A 17,459-nucleotide genomic window follows, 5' to 3' on the forward strand; every position below is an offset into this window, starting at 1 on the left:
CCCCAGACGTGCCCGTACCCTCGATGCCGATCCCCCTCAGCTTCGCGGGAGCCGGTCCCGCGAAGCCGAGCGTATCAAACGGCGCTCACTCCGCGTCGTCGTCCGTACGGTAGGGGTCCGCGTCACCGGCATGGGATGCCGACGAGGCGAGCTTGGCGACGTCGGCATCACGCTGCTGCGCCTCACGGAGCAGCGCACCGATGTGGTCGGCGTTCTCCGGGAGCGCGTCGGGGATGAACTCGAGCGTCGGAACGAGCCGGGTGCTCAGCTGGCGTCCGACCTCGCTACGCAGCATTCCTGTCGCCGACGTGAGCGCCGCACCACTGGAGACGCGCTCCTCCTCGGTCCCCAGCACCGTGTAGAACACGGATGCATGCTGAAGGTCTCCGCTCACACGGACATCCGTGATGGTGACGAAGCCGAGGCGCGGGTCGCGCAGCCCCTTCTCCAGCCGTTCGGCGAGGATCACGCGGATCCGATCCGCGAGACGGGCCTGTCTTTCGCCTGCCATTGTTCTCTCCCTGTCCAGGAACCCTCAGGGCGTCCCCCGTCTCCGTGCTCGGAAGGAGCAGGAGAGGGAGACGCCCGAAGGTGTTTCGAAGTGATCAGCCGCGAGGCTTCTCGACGAGCTCGGTCGTCTCGATCTCATCGCCGATCTGGATGTCGTTGTACTTGCCGAGGCCGATACCGGCCTCGTAGTCCGTGCGGACCTCGGTGACATCGTCCTTGAAGCGACGCAGCGACTCGATGGCGAGACCATCGGCCAGCACGACGCCGTCGCGGATGACGCGAGCCTTGGCGTTTCGCGTGATCGTTCCCGACCGCACGATGACACCGGCGATGTTGCCGAACTTCGAGGAGCGGAACACCTCGCGGATCTCGGCGACACCCGACTGGATCTCTTCATACTCCGGCTTGAGCATGCCCTTGAGCGAGCTCTCGATCTCGTCGATCGCGTTGTAGATGACGGAGTAGAAACGGATGTCCACACCTTCACGGGCGGCACGCTCACGCGCCTTCGTGTCGGGACGGACGTTGAAGCCCACGATGATCGCGTTGTCGATCGTCGCCAGGTTCACGTCGGACTCGGTGATGGCACCCACACCGCGGTGGATGATGCGCAGCTGCACCGAGTCGTCGACCTCGATCTTGAGGAGCGACTCCTCGAGTGCCTCGACGGCACCGGAGACGTCACCCTTGATGATGAGGTTGAGCGACTCGACCTTGCCCTCTTCGAGCGCACGGGTGAAGTCCTCGAGCGAGATGCGCTTGCGGGCCTTGGCCAGCTGGGCGTTGCGCTCGACCGCTTCACGCTTCTCAGCGATCTGGCGGGCCATGCGGTCTTCCTCGGTGACGATGAAGACGTCGCCGGCACGCGGCACGGAGTTCAGACCCTGCACCTGCACCGGACGCGACGGGAAGGCCTCGAGGACCTGCTCGCCGTTCTCGTCCGCCATCGCACGCACACGGCCGTACGCCGTGCCCGCGACGATCGCATCACCGATCCGGAGCGTTCCGGACTGGATGAGCACCGTTGCGACCGAACCGCGGCCCTTGTCGAGCTTCGCCTCGATGGCGACACCACGAGCGGCCTTGTTCGGGTTGGCGGTCAGGTCGAGACCGGCGTCGGCGGTGAGCAGCACGGCGTCCAGGAGTTCCTGGATGCCGGTGCCCGCACGAGCCGAGACGTCGACGAACATGACGTCTCCACCGAACTCCTCGGCGACCAGCCCGTACTCGGTCAGCTGCTGACGCACCTTCGAAGGGTTGGCGTCGGGCTTGTCGACCTTGTTCACCGCGACCACGATCGGCACGTTCGCCGCCTGGGCGTGGTTCAGCGCCTCGACCGTCTGCGGCATGATGCCGTCGTCGGCCGCGACCACGAGGATCGCGAGGTCGGTGACCTGCGCACCACGAGCACGCATGGCGGTGAACGCCTCGTGACCCGGGGTGTCGATGAACGTGATGGCGCGCTCGATGCCCTCGTGCTCGGTCCACACCTGGTAGGCACCGATGTGCTGGGTGATGCCACCGGCTTCACCCTCGATCACATTGGTCTGACGGATCGCGTCGAGCAGTCGCGTCTTACCGTGGTCGACGTGACCCATGACGGTGACCACCGGCGGACGGATCTCGAGGTCGTCTTCGCTCTCGGCCTCCAGCTCGGCCTCCAGGTCGAGACCGAAGCCCTCGAGGAGCTCCTTGTCCTCGTCCTCGGGCGAGACCATCTGGATCTTGTAGCCGAGCTCAGCACCCAGGACCTCGAACGTCGCCTCATCGAGGGACTCGGTGGCCGTGGCCATCTCACCCAGGTTGAAGAGGATGGTGACGAGGGTTCCGGGCTGGACCGTGTAGCCGGTCAGCGTCTCGATCTTGTCGGCGAAGTCCGCGATCGATGCACCGCGGCGCATGCGGATGATCTCTCCGTTGCCGCGGGTGACGTTGACGCCACCGACGACCGGAGCACTCCGCATCTCGAACTCTTGCCGCTTCGCCCGCCGCGACTTGCGCTGCTTGCTCTTGCCGCCGCCCTTGCCGAAGGCACCTGCGGTACCACCGCCGGGACCACGGCCGCGACCGCCACCGCCACCGGGACGACCGGCGAAACCGCCGCCGCCGGGGCGTGCTCCAGGACCGCCGGCACCGCCGGGTCCGCCGGCACCGCCGGGACGACCGGGGCCGCCGGGACGCTGCTGGAACGGAGCACCGGGACGACCGCCCTGGCCACCGCGCGGTGCACCGGGACGAGGCGAGCCGGGACGAGGGGCACCCGGACGGGGTGCGCCGGGACGCGGAGCCTGCGGACGCGGGATGTTGCCCGGCGTCGGACGCTGGCCCATGCCCTGAGCCGACGCGAACGGGTTGTTACCCGGACGCGGACCGGCCGGACGCTGGCCCATGCCCTGCGCCGACGAGAAGGGGTTGTTACCCGGACGCGGAGCACCGGGAGTCGGCGCGCCGCTCTCGGCCGGCTTCGCCGCATCGGATGCGGCGGGAGCCTCTGCCGCGGGGGCAGGGGCGGGAGCCGGCGCAGCGGGTGCGGGGGCCGGAGCTTCCGGGGCAGGCTTCGGACCGGGCTTGGGGCCCGGGGTCGGTGCCGGCTTGGCACCGGGCTTCGCAGCTGCAGGCTTCGCAGCCGCGGGCTTCGCCGCGGGAGCGGCGTCAGCGGAGCCCTTGAGCGAGCCATCGGCCTCGATCGCCGCGCGCAGCTTGCGCGCAACGGGCGGTTCGATGGTCGAGGACGGGCTCTTCACGAACTCGCCGAGTTCCTTGAGCTTCGCAAGTGCGATCTTGCTGTCGACGCCGAGTTCGGCGGCGATCTCGTGTACGCGTGGTTTACCAGCCACAATTCTCCTGTCTGAGTCGGTCCACCCAGACAGGGCAGACCACTAGTCGCGGACGGGTCTCATTTCGAGCCGTTCACTTTGTTTCCATAGCTGTTCAGCCTTTGTTTCTTGGTGGGTGCTGTTCGAAGGTCCGTGTGTCCAGCTGAGTGGTCACACGCAGTGCTCGTCCGAAAGCTCGCCGCCGCAGAGCGGCCGCCATGCATTCAGCTGTCGGATGCACCCACGCGCCACGCCCCGGCAGGACAGCACGCTCATCGGGGATGAGGGTGTCGTTCTGGGCCACCACCCGGAGAAGGGTGGAGCGGGGAGCACGCATGCGACAACCGACGCACGTTCGTACGGGTTCCATCTTACACCTGCGTTTCACCCCACCTCGCCCGCTCCCGGGCGCGGCGGAAGGCCGAAGCCGTGTCAGTCGAGGACGCTGTCCGGCTGGATGTCGATCTTCGCGCCGGTGAGCTTGGCGGCCAGACGAGCGTTCTGACCTTCCTTACCGATCGCCAGCGACAGCTGGTAATCGGGCACCAGGGCACGGACGGCCTTGGTGCTGGCGTCGAGCACGAAAGAGCTCGTCACCTTGGCCGGTGAGAGCGCGTGCGCCACGAAGGTCGGCAGATCGGCGTCGTAGTCGACGATGTCGATCTTCTCGCCCGCGAGTTCCTCGGTCACGGCGCGCACGCGACGCCCGAGCTCGCCGATGCAGGCACCCTTGGCGTTGATCGACGGGTCGTTCGCCTTCACCGCGATCTTCGTGCGGTGACCGGCCTCGCGGGCCAGGGCGACGATCTCGACCAGACCGGCAGCGATCTCGGGCACTTCGAGGGCGAAGAGCTTGCGGACCAGGCCGGGGTGCGTGCGCGAGACCGTGATCTGCGGCCCCTTGAGACCCTTGGCGACACTGGTGACATACACGCGCAGACGCGAGCCGTGCGTGTACTCCTCGCCGGGAACCTGCTCCTCCGGCGGCAGGATCGCCTCGACGGCTCCGAGATCGACGTGGATCATGCGGGGGTTCGGGCCCTGCTGGATCACACCGGCGACGATGTCGCCCTCTTTGTCCTTGAAGTCACCGAGCACGACGTCGTCCGCGATGTCGCGCAGACGCTGGCTGATCACCTGCTTGGCCGCGAACGCCGCGATACGCCCGAAGTCGTCCGGCGTGGCGTCTTCCTCGCCGATGATCGCGCCCTCTTCGTCCTTGACGACCTGCAGCACGGCGACGTGGCCGGTCTTGCGGTCGAGATCCACGCGGACGCCCTCGGGAGTGACGCCGTCGGCGGAGACGTGCTTGGAGTACGCGGTCAGGATCGCCTGTTCGATGATCGCGACGAGCTCATCGAAGGGGATCGCCTTCTCCTTCTCGATCCCTCGCAGCAGACTCAGTTCGATGTCCATGACGGCCTCTCTATTCAGCTCTCGTCGCGCCTGTTCGCACGCGCGACATCCGTACCACGATACCCTGTGCCCACCGGCCCTCGCACGGCGGCGGCGATGTCGGGATCCGGAGCCGCTCGAGGAGGAGCACGTGAGCACATTCGACACGATCGTGATCGGCGCGGGGATGTCGGGGCTCACGAGCGCCCGCATGCTCGCCGACGCGGGCCGGAGTGTCGTCGTCCTCGAAGGACGTGACCGCATCGGGGGCCGGATGCACACCGACCGAAGTGCCGGATTCTCCGTCGATCTCGGTGCATCGTGGATCCACGGCATCGAGGACTCGCCGCTGTGGAACCTCGTCCACGCGCTCAGGATCCCGGCGATCGAGTACACGGTGGGCAGCTTCCAGGTGGGTGGTCGACCGATCGAGAACTTCGACGGCACGGGTCGTGCCATGGACGAGGCAGCCACCTCGCGATGGGTCGCCGACGTCGAACTCGCCGACCGTCTTCTCGTCGAGGAGATCGCCGCGTCCTCGTCCGGCGACACCTATCTCGATGTCACCGAACGCGCTCTCGACCGGTCGGGGCTGTCGCCCGAGCGCATCGACGACGTCCGCGAGTTCTTCCGCCATCGGGTCGAGGAGCAGTGCGGCGCGTGGATCGGCGACCTCGACGCGCACGGTCTCGACGAGGATGCGATCGACGGAGACGAGGTGATCTTCCCTCGCGGGTACGACGAGCTGCCGCGGCGCATCGGGGCCGGCCTCGACGTGCGGCTGAAGACCGTCGTGACCCGGGTGAGCCGCTCGGCGGACGGAGTCGTCGTGCACGCGGGCGGCACCGAGTACCGCGCAGACCGGGCGATCGTCACCGTGCCGCTCGGCGTGCTCAAAGCCGGGACGATCACCTTCGAACCGGCTTTGCCGGATGCGGTCGCCGGTCCCGTCTCACGGCTGGGGATGGGCGTCTTCAACAAGGTGTTCGTCCAATTCCCCGAGCGGTTCTGGAACGAGGAGAGCTATGTGATCCGCGCGCTCGGCGAGGCGGGCGAGCACTGGCATTCCTGGTACGACGTCTCCGCCGTCAGCGGCATCCCCACCCTGCTGACCTTTGCCGCCGGGCCGTTCGGCCGCCGGATGCAGAACCGTCCGGACGACGAGATCGTCGCCGACGCGGTCAGCGCGCTGCGTCTCCTCTACGGGGACGCCGTCGGCGAGCCACTCGCTCACTGGGTCACCCGCTGGGGTGAGGACGAGTTCTCGAACGGCTCCTACTCGCACCTCGCGCTGGGCTCGACGCATCACGATCATGACGCGCTGGCGGGACCCGTCGACGGCGTTCTGCATTTCGCCGGCGAGGCCACCTGGGGTGACGAGCCGGCGACGGTCGGCGCGGCGTTCTACTCCGGGCACAGGGCCGCGGAGCGCATCCTCGATCGTCCGGTCGACCTCGCGGACTTCGCCGCCCACATCACCGCGCGGGAGCAGACGGAAGTGCGTTGATCGCACCGATCAGCCGGAACAGGTTGCCCACCTGGCGCTGATCCAGGTGCAGGATCAGACGCGGCAGGTCGAGGTTGTCGTCGTCGGCCACCTCCGGCGGCCGCGGCGTCGTCCGCTCGATCCGTCCCGACGAGAGCATCGAGGCGAACTGCTCGTTGAGCGTCTCGATCTCGGCATCCGTCGGCTCGGCCCGCAGACGCAGCACCAGCGCGTCGCCGACCCATCGCAGCGAGTCGTAGTTGTGCCAGAACCCGGTGATCTCCGCCCGGGCCGCGTCGACCGAATCGGTGATGACGACGCGGTCGAAGTCGCCCTCCGAGATGACGCCGGTCGGGGCGAGGTGGTCGTCGATGAAGCTCCGCAGCCCCTGCCAGAAGGTGCCGCCCGGCTCGTCGAGGAGCACGATGGGCGTCGGCTCCGCCTTCCCCGTCTGCTGCAGCGTGAGCAGCTCGAACATCTCGTCGAGCGTGCCGAAGCCGCCAGGGAGGCAGATGAATCCGAGCGATTCCTTGATGAGCATGAGCTTGCGGGTGAAGAAGTACTTCATCGCGACCACGTGGTCCTGGCCCGCGACGAAGCCGTTGGGCTTCTCCTCGAAGGGCAGGCGGATGGAGACCCCCAGGGAGAGCGCGGGGCCCGCGCCCTCGGAAGCCGCCTGCATGATGCCGGGGCCGGCTCCCGTGACGACCATCCAGCCGTCGCCGGCCAGTGCGGCGGCGACGTCGCGGGCGGTGAGGTAGAGCGGATCGTCCTGCCGGGTTCGGGCCGACCCGAACACCGTCACCTTGGGGACTCCCCGGAACGGCGCGAACAGGCGGAACGCGTCACGCATCTCGGCCAACGCCGCCGAGGCGATCTTCAGGTCGAGCCGATCGGCGCCGTCTTCGCCGAGCAGGATCGCGGTGCGCAGCATCCGCATCACGAGCCTGCGGTCGGTATGCACTCCCGCATCGTCGAGGACGGCGTTGATCTCGGAGCTGAGGGCTTCGGGGAGGGGTGCGTCGATCATGTCACCAGGGTGTCATGCGGCAGTGCGACGACGGGCCGCAACGCCGGGGTGTCGCCGCGAGACGCCGTCGCCTCCCTGTCACGACACCGCCACGGTGTCAATGCCCGTGACCACGACGCCCGCAGGCGGCACGCTGACGTCATGACCGAGATCACAGGACCCGAAGCCCTCGCCCGCGTCGTCGAGCTCGTGGAGGACATCGACATCACGATGCTCACCACCACCGACGACGACGGCAACCTCGTGAGTCGGCCGATGTCGACCCGGCAGATGGACGACGCCGGCGACATCTGGTTCTTCACGGCCGAAGACACCGAGAAGGTCGATGAGGCGCGCAAGCACCGCGATGTCGGCCTCGCCTACTGCGATGCGAAGGGGATGCGCTACGTGTCCGTCGCGGGAACGGCAGAGGTCGTGCACGACCGCGCGAAGATGGAAGAGCTCTACTCGGCGTCGCTGGAGATCTGGTTCGCCGACGGCCTCGACACCCCGGGCATCGCTCTCCTCAAGGTGACTCCGAAGGTCACGGAGTTCTGGGAGCCGTCGAAGGGAAAACTCGCCCTCGCTGCCGGAGCGCTCAAGTCCCTCGTCACCCGCGATACGCCGGACGACGACATCATGAACCACGGCCGCATCGTCTGCTGACGACGCGGCCGTGGATCTCAGCGTGCGACGGTGAGGCGCTCGACGACCTCGTCGACGGAGATCGCGTCACGGTCCCCCGTGGCGCGATCCCACAGCTCGACCTGGCCGTCGGTGGCCCCGCGGCCGACGATGACGATCTTCGGCACTCCGACGAGCTCGGCATCGCCGAACTTCACACCGGGCGACACTTTGGGGCGGTCGTCGTACAGCACATCGAGGCCGGCGGCCTCGAGCTGCGCGGAGATACCTTCCGCCACCTCGAATGCGACCTGATCACGACCTGCCGCGACGACCTGCACGTCGAACGGTGCGACCGACGCCGGCCAGATGAGGCCCTTGTCGTCATTGTTGAGCTCGGCGATGATCGCGAGGATACGGGTCACGCCGATGCCGTACGAGCCCATCGTGACGGTGACGAGCTTGCCGTTCTCGTTCAGCACCTTCAGCCCCAGAGCCTCGGCGTACTTCCGGCCCAGCTGGAAGACGTGTCCGATCTCCATGCCGCGCGCGAGCTCCACCGGGCCCGAGCCGTCGGGAGCCGGGTCCCCGGCGCGCACGTTCGCGATCTCGACGATGCCGTCCGCGGCGAAGTCGCGCCCGGCCACGACGGAGTGCGCGTGCTTCTCGTCGATGTTCGCGCCGGTGATCCAGCTGGTGCCCTCGCTGACGCGCGGGTCGACAAGATACCGGATGCCCGTGGCCGACTCCTCGCCGAGCACCGCACCGGTGGGTGACCAGGGGCCGATGTAGCCCTTCACGAGCAGCGGGTTGTTCTCGAAGTCGTCCGCTGTGGCGGTCTCGACCTCGGCAGGCGCGAAGGCGACCTCGGCGCGCTTCTCGTCGACCTCACGGTCGCCGGGGATGCCGACGATCACGAGTTCGCGGGTGCCGTCGAGGTGGGTCAGCGCGAGCACGACGTTCTTGAGCGTGTCGCCTGCGGTGTACTCGCCCTCGAGCTCTCGGTTGACATGCGCGACCAGCGTCTCGATGGTCGGTGTGTCGGGAGAGTCGAAGATCACCGGGGACTCGTCGGCGTCGTACGCGATCGCCTCGGGCACCGCGGTGGTGAACGCCTCGACGTTCGCTGCATAGCCGCCGGCGCTGCGGACGAAGGTGTCTTCGCCGACCGGAGTCGGGTGCAGGAACTCCTCGCTGCGGGATCCGCCCATCGCCCCCGCATCGGCCTGGACGATGACGTACTCGAGACCGAGACGCTGGAAGATGCGCTCGTACGCGTCGCGCTGCGCCTGGTAGCTGGCGTCCAGCCCCTCATCGGAAGAGTCGAACGAGTACGCGTCCTTCATCGTGAACTCGCGTCCACGGAGCAGGCCCGCCCGCGGGCGCGCCTCGTCGCGGTACTTGTCCTGGATCTGGTAGATCGTGAGCGGCAAATCCTTGTACGAGGAGTACAGGTCCTTCACGAGCAGAGTGAAGGCCTCTTCGTGGGTGGGCGCGAGCAGATAGTCGCCGCCCTTGCGATCCTGCAGACGGAAGAGCAGGTCGCCGTACTCGTCCCAGCGGCCGGTGGCCTCATAGGACTCACGGGGCATGAGCGCCGGGAAGTGCACCTCCTGTGCGCCTGCGGCGGCCATCTCCTCGCGGACGACGGTCTCGATCTTCGACTTGACGCGGAGACCCAGTGGCAGCCACGCGAAGATGCCGGCGGCCTGCGGGCGGATGTACCCGGCCCGGATCAGCAGCCGGTGGCTGGCGACCTCTGCGCCTGCAGGGTCTTCACGGAGCGTGCGGAGGAAGAAGTTCGAAAGACGAGTGACCACGGAGCAAGTCTAGTGAGCCGTGGTCACTCGTCTTCGACGACGTCAGTTGAGCGCCGGAAGGTTCGCGGGTACGACGCCGCCGGCGTACAGGTCGGCCGCCAGCTCCTGCAGCGCCGTCAGCGCGACCCGCTGCGGGAGCGGACCGTAGGAGATGCGCGCGACACCGAGCTTCTCGTACTCCGAGGCCGCGAGGGCACCCGGAATCCCGATGACGCTGATCTTGCGCTCGCCGATGCCCTCGACGAGCTGACGCGTGACGTTCATGTCGAGGATGCCGGGCACGAACACCGCGGTCGCTCCGGCGTCGAGGTAAGCCCGCCCACGCTGGATGGCATCGGCGATGCTCTCCTGCACGGGCCGACCGCCGGCGCGGACGAAGGCGTCCGTGCGCGCATTGAGGGCGAACGGGACGCCCTCGGCCTCCGCCGCCTTCACGATCGCCTCGACGGAGGCGACGGACTCGTCGAGCGGCTTGAGTCGGTCCTCGACGTTCGCGCCGACGACGCCTGCCCCGATGGCGAGGCGGGTGGTCTCCCCCGCGTCGCCGTATCCGTCGTCGAGATCGGCGGTCACGGGCACATGGACGGCGGCCGCGATGCGACCCACCATGTCGATCATGATCTCGCGCGGCGTGGCGCCGTCGTCATAGCCGAACGACGCCGCGATGCCGTGTCCGGCGGTGGCGATCGCCTGGGTCTCGGGGAGGGCGGCGACCGCCCGCGCGGAGACGACGTCCCACACATTCACGACGCGAAGGATCTCCGGTGCGTCATAGAGTCCGACAAGGGTCTGGGCCTTGGCTGCAGTGGTCATGACTCCACGCTAACGCGGGATGACGTCCACGGGGCCGGTTCATTCCGCTCCGCCTGATCGCCACGCCTAGGGTGGAGCCATGCCCCAGCGCCGATCACACGTCGCCCCGTCCGCTGCGCAGACCGAGCTGGCCTCGGCACTCGCCGGGCTGCGGGAATCTGTCGATGCTCCCCTCGACTTCCCCGACGAGGTCATCGCCGAGGCCGAGGCATCCACCGCCCCCGTGCCACAGATCGACCTTCGCGACGTCCCCTTCGCAACGCTGGACCCTGAAGGGTCTCGCGACCTCGATCAGGCCTTCCACCTCGAGCGCGCGGGGACCGGATACACCGTTCGCTACGCGATCGCCGACGTCCCGGGGTTCGTCGCACCGGGCGGAACGGTGGATGCCGAGGCACGGCGTCGCGGACAGACACTGTATGCCGCGGATGGTTCGATCCCGCTGCATCCACGCGTGCTGAGCGAGGATCGAGCCTCGCTGCTCGCCGACGTCGACCGACCGGCGCTGGTGTGGACCTTCGCCCTCGACTCCAGCGGTGTCGTCTCCGACTTCCGCCTGGAACGCGCGCTGATCCGTTCGCGCGCACAGCTCGACTACGCGACGACGCAGCTGGTGATCGACCGCGGCGAGGACGGCCCGGCGGCACTGCTCCCGGAGATCGGAGCCTTGCGCATGGAGCAGGAGCGCCTGAGAGGAGGAGCGAGCCTGAATCTGCCCGACGAAGAGGTCGTGCGTGCAGAAGACGGCACCTATGCGATCGAACGTCGCCGCCCACTTCCCGTGGAGGAGTGGAACGCCCAGCTCTCGCTCATGACAGGGATGGCCGCAGCTTCCCTCATGCTCGACGCCGGAGTCGGCATCCTCCGGACGATGCCGGAGCCGGATACGGCCGCTTTCGAGACCTTCCGGCATCAGACCGAGGCCCTCGGGCGCCCGTGGACGGCCGGAGCATACGGCGACTACCTTCGCGGGCTCGACCGCGCCGACCCGATGACCCTCCCCGTGCTGGAGGCCGCGTCGTCGCTGTTCCGCGGAGCCGGATACCTGGTGTTCGACGGCGAAGCGCCGGGCTCCGCCGTGCAGGCCGCCATCGCTGCGCCCTATGCCCACGCGACCGCTCCCCTGCGCCGACTCGTAGACCGGTGGGCACTGGCGATCTGCCTCGCCGAAGCGAACGGCGAGCCCGCCCCCGAATGGGCTCGCGCATCGCTCGGCGAACTCCCCGCCCTCATGCAGGAATCCGGCCAGCGTGCATCGCGCCTCAACGCGGCGACGATCAACAGTGTCGAGGCCGCGCTGCTCACGCCCGTGGTCGGCACGACGATCGAGGCGACCGTGATCGAGCTGCGCGGTGAACGCGCGGCCGTGCAGATCGCCGACCCCGCCGTGACAGCGACCGCACCGCTGCCGCCGGGTGCGGAGCCGGGTGATGTCGTGCGACTCCGCATCGTGCGTGCGGACATCGCGAAGGGCGAGGTCGAGTTCGCGATCTGACCTTCTGCTCATCGGCGACGCGTGGTCGCCGACGTGCTGTTCGAGCGGATCGCGGAGCTGATGCTGCTAGGCGACCGCCGCTGGATCGCCACCGGGAAGTGGCTCCCCCGTCGATTGCGCGCTCTGAGCGAGGAGCGCACCGAGCGGCTGAGTGCGCCGCTGCTCACCGGAGACTTCGCGGCCTTCGCGGACCGCGTCGAGGAGGAGCTCGATCGAGCGGGCGGACGGCTGCAGGCCGGGTTCGTGCGCTGAGGTCAGGGGGCGGGGACAGCCGTGGTCGTCATGACGAGGAGCTGGGGATCGCTGAGATCGAGCGACACGGTGATCGATCCGAACGCGGCGAGGGAGTCGGCGTGGGTTCCCCCGCAGAGGATCACGGCTTCGCCCTCTGGGAGGGAGCAGTGCCAGCGACGCCGGTCGACGATCGTCGGCCCCTCGGTCTCGATGCTGCTGGAAGCGCCCGAGGCGATCCAAGCGGCCAGTCGGTTGTTCACCTGCGCCTCGCGGTCGGCGAGGGTCGCAGCGAACGTCTCGGTGTCGAAGCCTGCCCTGCGCAGACTCTTGCCGAGCCGGTATTCGTCGACGGCCCCGTCCTCATGGATACGACTGGACTGGTTGGCGCGACCCTCGAAGTCGGGGTTCCCGAGAGCGTCCTCCCCCGGGTCCTTCCGCCAGAGATCGACGAGGGCCAGATCAAGCGCCAGTGAAGCGACATGACATGCCGTGTGGCCGCGGCTGAGTCCCGCGCGACGGGCACCGTCGACCGCGAGCGCCACCGGTGCTCCCTCAACGAGTGATGCCGGCACGGCACCCTCGATGCGATGCCCGACCAGCCACGTCCAGCCCTCCGCACCGCGCTTGACCGGGATCGCGCGGCCCACGGCGAACTCGCCCTCGTCAGAGATCGCGGCCATGAGAGCCTCGGTCACCGTGACCGTGACGCCGGCGGCCGTGATGGTTCCGCTGTCGCCCGGCTGATCCGGCCAGGTGTGGTCGACCGGATGGAAGGGCGTCGCGTCGACGACGACGACCGCTCCATCGGCGAAGCTCTCCACACGTGTGACGATGCCGTCTCCGGCGATGGTCCCGTCCGAGAAGGTCACAGTGGTGGGCGTCGACATGGTTCTCCTCGGATTCGTCGGTGATCTCGACGGTGTTCGCGGCCGTCGGGCCGTCGTGAGAGCGGGGCGGACCCCGGTACGAAAGGTCAGTGGGACGGCGGGATGGTGAAGCTGGCGAGCTTGTCGCCCTCGACGACGAAGATGCCGTCGGATTCTCCGTTGAAGACCCGGCTCGCCCATCCGAAGCGGATGCGGGTCGTGTCGCCGTCGGTCTCGGCGGAGAGCACGGTCATCCGCGCTCCGGCGCCGATCGCGTCGCTGCCTGCCCATTCGCGCACCCCATCAGGGCCGGCCTTGACCGTGCCCCAATCGCTGACATACCCGTCCGGGGTGAAGGCATCGACGAACGCATCGGTATCGGCCGCGTTGATCGCATCGACCATCACCTGGACAGGCGTGGGCAGGGTGACATCCGACATCTCGCGCTCCTCCGAGCTCAGACCGTGACGACCTGGGCCGTGCCGAGCGGGGCCTCAGGTCCCATCTCAGCGGCGATCCGGTTGGCCTCTTCGATCAGGGTGGCGACGATGTCGGCCTCCGGCACGGTCTTGATGACCTCGCCCTTCACGAAGATCTGCCCCTTGCCGTTGCCCGAAGCCACGCCGAGGTCGGCCTCGCGCGCTTCGCCCGGGCCATTGACGACGCAGCCCATCACGGCGACGCGCAGCGGAACGGTCATGTCCTTGAGCCCCTCCGTCACGTTCTCGGCCAGAGTGTAGACGTCGACCTGAGCGCGTCCGCATGAGGGGCAGGAGACGATCTCGAGCTTGCGCTCGCGCAGGTTGAGGGACTGAAGGATCTGGTGCCCGACCTTGACCTCTTCGGCGGGCGGCGCCGAGAGCGACACGCGGATCGTGTCGCCGATGCCCTCGCCGAGGAGGATTCCGAACGCGGTGGCGCTCTTGATCGTTCCCTGGAACGCTGGCCCCGCCTCGGTCACACCGAGGTGAAGGGGCCAGTCGCCCCGCTCGGCCAGCTGCCGATACGCCTTGACCATGACGATGGGGTCGTTGTGCTTGACGGAGATCTTGAAGTCGTGGAAGTCGTGCTCCTCGAACAGCGACGCCTCCCACACGGCGCTCTCGACCAGCGCCTCAGCCGTCGCCTTCCCGTACTTGCTGAGGATGCGGCGATCCAGAGATCCGGCGTTCACGCCGATGCGCAGAGAGACACCGGCAGCCTTCGCGGCCTCGGCGATCTTGCCCACGTTGCCGTCGAACTCGCGGATGTTGCCGGGGTTCACCCGCACCGCCCCGCATCCGGCATCGATAGCCGTGTAGATGTAGCGCGGCTGGAAGTGGATGTCGGCGATCACGGGGATCTGGCTCTTCATCGCGATGATCTTCAACGCATCGGCGTCGTCCTGATGCGGCACCGCGACGCGGACGATCTCGCAGCCCGAAGCCGTGAGCTCGGCGATCTGCTGCAGCGTCCCGTTGATGTCGGTCGTCTTGGTGGTCGTCATCGACTGCACGCTGACCGGAGCGTCGCCGCCCACGAGCACCTTGCCCACCTTGATCTGCCGGGACTTGCGGCGCGGGGCGAGGACTTCGGGGATCTTCGGCATTCCGAGGTTCACTGCTGGCACGCCCCAAGCCTACGCCGCCTGGATGCAAGTGGGCTGAACAGACGCACCTACGCTGGAGGCATGGCCGTCGTCCTCCTGACCGGATTCGATCCCTTCGACGGGGCGGATCGCAATCCGTCTGCCGATGCCGTGAACGCGGTCGCGGCCGCATACGACGGTCCGCACGAGCTCGTGGTGGCCACACTTCCGGTCGCGTTCGAGGCATCCGCTCACCGGCTCCGGACCCTGATCGCCGCACACTCCCCCGATGTCGTCATCGCTACCGGGCTCGCCGCCGGGAGCAGCAGGGTCGCGATCGAGCGCATCGGTGTCAACCTGATCGACGCCCGCATCCCCGACAACGACGGTGAACAGCCCGTCGATGCTCCCAGCGAGGCCGGCGGTCCCGCCGCGCGGTTCTCGACGCTCCCCGTGAAGCGCCTGCTCCAGGTTCTGACCGCGGAAGGGCTGCCGGCGCAGCTGTCGCTCTCTGCGGGAACCTACGTGTGCAACCACGTGCTGTACACGGCAGTGGGTGCCGTCCGGCCGGATGCGCGTGCCGGATTCGTGCACCTTCCGTGGTCGACGACCACGGTCCCTGCAGGCGGGCTGCACCTCGCCGACGCGCAACTGGCGCGCGCCCTGCGCCTCATCGTGGATCACGCCCTCGACGCCGAGTCGACGGAGGCCGGCGGCAGCATCTGGTGATGTCATCGCGCCGTGACCCTCGCTCGCGATGTGGTAGTTTCGGCCCCATGCTCGCGAACTTCACCTGGTGGCCCGCCTTCTAGGCGGTGTGTTCGCGTTCCCACGAATTCAGACCGCCTCCGGGGCGGTCTTTTCGTTGCGCCGAGCCGGAGCACTGCACAGGAGACATCGATGACCCTCTCACGACTCGCCGAGCTCAGCGCCGATCCCACGGCATCCTTCGTGCTCATCGCACGCGACGGCGCGGACACCGTCGAGCTGCTCAGCGGGGACGTCGTCGACGTCGAGCTGCTTGCCGACATCCCCCTCTCGGTCGACGGCACCCCGCGCGAGGTGTTCGCCATGGTGCCCTATCGCCAGGTGCGCGAACGCGGCTTCGTCGCCCAGGACGACGGGGCGCCGCTGCGCTGCGTGATCGTCGACGAGCACCTGCACCTCCCGACAGCCGAGCTTCTGCCCGCGCTCCCGAGCACGCCCGTCCCCCTCCACGACGACGGCTTCGACATCGCCGACGCGGACTACGCGGCCATCGTCGAGACGGTCATCGCCGACGAGATCGGACGCGGCGAGGGCGCGAACTTCGTCATCCGTCGAGACTTCACCGCGACCATCGACGTCGAGGACCGCACTGCGGCACTCACGTGGTTCCGTGCTCTCCTCACGCACGAGCGCGGCGCCTACTGGACGTTCGCTGTCGTCACTCCTGGGCACATCGCCGTGGGGGCCAGCCCTGAGGCGCATGTGGTCGCCCGCGAAGGCGTCGTCACGATGAACCCGATCTCCGGGACCTTCCGTCATCCGGCGGGAGGGGCGACGAAGGAGACGCTGGTCGACTTCCTCGCCTCGACCAAGGAGACCGAGGAACTCTTCATGGTCGTCGACGAGGAACTCAAGATGATGAGCGCCGTCTGCTCCGACGGCGGCCGCATCACCGGCCCGCACCTCAAGGAGATGTCGCGACTCACGCACACCGAGTACATGCTCCGTGGTCGCAGCGCCCTCGATCCCCGCGACATCCTGCGCGAGACGATGTTCGCTCCGACGGTGACGGGTTCGCCCATGCAGAACGCCTGCGCGGTGATCCGCCGTCACGAGCAGAAGCCCCGCGGCTACTACTCCGGTGTCGCCGCGCTGTTCACCCCGAATGCGGACGGCGGGCACGACCTGGATGCGCCTATCCTCATCCGGACCGTCTACCTCCAGGACGGCACCCTCAGCGTTCCGGTCGGCGCGACGCTGGTTCGACACTCCGATCCGATGGGCGAGGTGTCCGAGACCCACGGGAAGGCCGCCGGCGTCCTGGGCGCCATCGGCGCGATCGACCGCGACCGGGTGGCAGAGGCACGTAGCGACGCCGACGCGCCCGGCGACGCGCGCGCCCTCGCCGACGACCCGACCGTCGCCGAGCTGCTGTCATCGCGCAACGCCCGCCTGGCCGAGTTCTGGCTCAACCCGCAGGGCGAGGACTTCACCGGTCCGTTCGCCGGCCGCTCCGCTCTCGTCGTGGACGCGGAGGACCGCTTCACGACGATGCTGGCCCACCAGCTGCGTCATCTCGGGCTCGCCGTCACGATCGCTCCCTGGGCCGACGTGCGGGACGCGGACTTGGACGCCGCCGATCTGGTCGTCGCCGGCCCGGGTCCCGGCGACCCTCGGGATACACGGAACGCCCGCATCGCGAGGATGCGCGATGTCGTCGCCCGCCGACTGGACTCCGACGCGCCGCTGCTCGCGGTGTGCCTCAGCCACCAGATCCTCGCCGACAAGCTCGGCATCGCCCTGACTCCGCTCGATGCCCCTCACCAGGGCCTGCAGAAGCCCGTCCCGGTCTTCGGGGAGACCGCATCGATCGGCTTCTACAACACCTTCACCGCGCGGGTCGCACCGGGCACGACGGTCGTCGGCGCCGCCGACGTCTCGGCGGACCCCGACTCGGGAGACGTGTACGCGCTCCGCGGAGACCACTTCGCTTCGGTGCAGGGACACCTGGAGTCGATCCTGTCGCGCGACGGGATCCGCACGCTCGAGCGTCTCGTCTCCCACGCGCTGGCCTGAACAGGAATCGCTGCTCAGCGCTCGCCTCCCGCGCGGTCCG

Annotated in this window: 16 protein-coding genes; 6 read left to right on the plus strand and 10 right to left on the minus strand. The window is 68.4% G+C overall.

Annotation, left to right across the window (positions count from 1 at the left end; translation table 11 throughout):
• Positions 1-85: 85 nt before the first annotated feature.
• From rbfA to nusA, 4 genes are all read right to left on the minus strand, one after another.
• On the minus strand, positions 86-511 hold the full coding sequence (gene rbfA / locus MST3598_RS10290; RefSeq protein WP_029258981.1) for a 30S ribosome-binding factor RbfA: 426 nt from the start codon (positions 509-511) through the stop codon (positions 86-88).
• A 94-nt stretch (positions 512-605) separates the two neighbouring features.
• Complete coding sequence (gene infB, locus MST3598_RS10295) at positions 606-3,347, minus strand: translation initiation factor IF-2 (protein WP_096359559.1); 2,742 nt, start codon at positions 3,345-3,347, stop codon at positions 606-608.
• Positions 3,348-3,441: 94 nt separating this feature from the next.
• Positions 3,442-3,696: a YlxR family protein gene (locus MST3598_RS10300; protein WP_081860063.1), complete on the minus strand. Its 255-nt coding sequence runs from the start codon at positions 3,694-3,696 to the stop codon at positions 3,442-3,444.
• Positions 3,697-3,758: 62 nt separating this feature from the next.
• Positions 3,759-4,742, minus strand: coding sequence for a transcription termination factor NusA (gene nusA / locus MST3598_RS10305; RefSeq protein ID WP_021199402.1), 984 nt, complete (start codon positions 4,740-4,742; stop codon positions 3,759-3,761).
• A 130-nt stretch (positions 4,743-4,872) separates the two neighbouring features.
• On the opposite strand from nusA, the gene MST3598_RS10310 reads away from it, so the two are divergent.
• Positions 4,873-6,228 carry a flavin monoamine oxidase family protein gene (locus MST3598_RS10310; protein ID WP_029258183.1) on the plus strand — a complete coding sequence of 452 codons (1,356 nt, stop codon included), beginning with the start codon at positions 4,873-4,875 and terminating at the stop codon, positions 6,226-6,228.
• Here MST3598_RS10310 and MST3598_RS10315 read toward each other — a convergent pair.
• Positions 6,197-7,237, minus strand: coding sequence for a TIGR00730 family Rossman fold protein (locus tag MST3598_RS10315; protein WP_021199400.1), 1,041 nt, complete (start codon positions 7,235-7,237; stop codon positions 6,197-6,199). The two genes, MST3598_RS10310 and MST3598_RS10315, sit on opposite strands and share 32 nt — an antisense overlap.
• Positions 7,238-7,378: 141 nt before the next feature.
• Between MST3598_RS10315 and MST3598_RS10320 the strand changes: the two genes are divergently transcribed.
• Positions 7,379-7,882 (plus strand): pyridoxamine 5'-phosphate oxidase family protein, encoded by a 504-nt coding sequence (locus tag MST3598_RS10320; protein WP_029258182.1) that lies wholly within the window; start codon positions 7,379-7,381, stop codon positions 7,880-7,882.
• 17 nt (positions 7,883-7,899) lie between these two features.
• Here the strand turns inward: MST3598_RS10320 and MST3598_RS10325 are convergent, their stop codons facing one another.
• Both MST3598_RS10325 and MST3598_RS10330 read right to left on the minus strand, forming a co-directional pair.
• Positions 7,900-9,660 (minus strand): proline--tRNA ligase, encoded by a 1,761-nt coding sequence (locus MST3598_RS10325; protein ID WP_029258181.1) that lies wholly within the window; start codon positions 9,658-9,660, stop codon positions 7,900-7,902.
• A 42-nt stretch (positions 9,661-9,702) separates the two neighbouring features.
• Positions 9,703-10,473: an isocitrate lyase/PEP mutase family protein gene (locus MST3598_RS10330; protein ID WP_021199397.1), complete on the minus strand. Its 771-nt coding sequence runs from the start codon at positions 10,471-10,473 to the stop codon at positions 9,703-9,705.
• Between the two features lie 79 nt (positions 10,474-10,552).
• On the opposite strand from MST3598_RS10330, the gene MST3598_RS10335 reads away from it, so the two are divergent.
• Both MST3598_RS10335 and MST3598_RS10340 read left to right on the plus strand, forming a co-directional pair.
• Positions 10,553-11,968, plus strand: a complete 1,416-nt coding sequence (locus MST3598_RS10335; RefSeq protein WP_029258180.1) for an RNB domain-containing ribonuclease — start codon at positions 10,553-10,555, stop codon at positions 11,966-11,968.
• Between the two features lie 21 nt (positions 11,969-11,989).
• Entirely contained in the window at positions 11,990-12,220 is a 231-nt protein-coding gene (locus MST3598_RS10340; RefSeq protein ID WP_029258179.1) for a hypothetical protein, read from the plus strand.
• 2 nt (positions 12,221-12,222) lie between these two features.
• Here the strand turns inward: MST3598_RS10340 and MST3598_RS10345 are convergent, their stop codons facing one another.
• From MST3598_RS10345 to ispG, 3 genes are all read right to left on the minus strand, one after another.
• Entirely contained in the window at positions 12,223-13,089 is an 867-nt protein-coding gene (locus tag MST3598_RS10345) for a hypothetical protein (protein WP_029258178.1), read from the minus strand.
• An 86-nt stretch (positions 13,090-13,175) separates the two neighbouring features.
• Positions 13,176-13,508 (minus strand): nuclear transport factor 2 family protein, encoded by a 333-nt coding sequence (locus tag MST3598_RS10350; RefSeq protein WP_029258177.1) that lies wholly within the window; start codon positions 13,506-13,508, stop codon positions 13,176-13,178.
• Between the two features lie 17 nt (positions 13,509-13,525).
• Positions 13,526-14,656 (minus strand): flavodoxin-dependent (E)-4-hydroxy-3-methylbut-2-enyl-diphosphate synthase, encoded by a 1,131-nt coding sequence (gene ispG, locus MST3598_RS10355; protein WP_029258176.1) that lies wholly within the window; start codon positions 14,654-14,656, stop codon positions 13,526-13,528.
• A gap of 81 nt (positions 14,657-14,737) precedes the next feature.
• On the opposite strand from ispG, the gene MST3598_RS10360 reads away from it, so the two are divergent.
• Both MST3598_RS10360 and MST3598_RS10365 read left to right on the plus strand, forming a co-directional pair.
• Positions 14,738-15,364, plus strand: coding sequence for a pyroglutamyl-peptidase I family protein (locus MST3598_RS10360; RefSeq protein ID WP_021199391.1), 627 nt, complete (start codon positions 14,738-14,740; stop codon positions 15,362-15,364).
• A gap of 171 nt (positions 15,365-15,535) precedes the next feature.
• Positions 15,536-17,419, plus strand: a complete 1,884-nt coding sequence (locus MST3598_RS10365) for a chorismate-binding protein (RefSeq protein WP_021199390.1) — start codon at positions 15,536-15,538, stop codon at positions 17,417-17,419.
• The last annotated feature ends 40 nt before the right edge of the window (positions 17,420-17,459 follow it).

Source organism: Microbacterium sp. TPU 3598 (assembly GCF_002356155.1).
GTDB lineage: Bacteria > Actinomycetota > Actinomycetes > Actinomycetales > Microbacteriaceae > Microbacterium > Microbacterium maritypicum_A.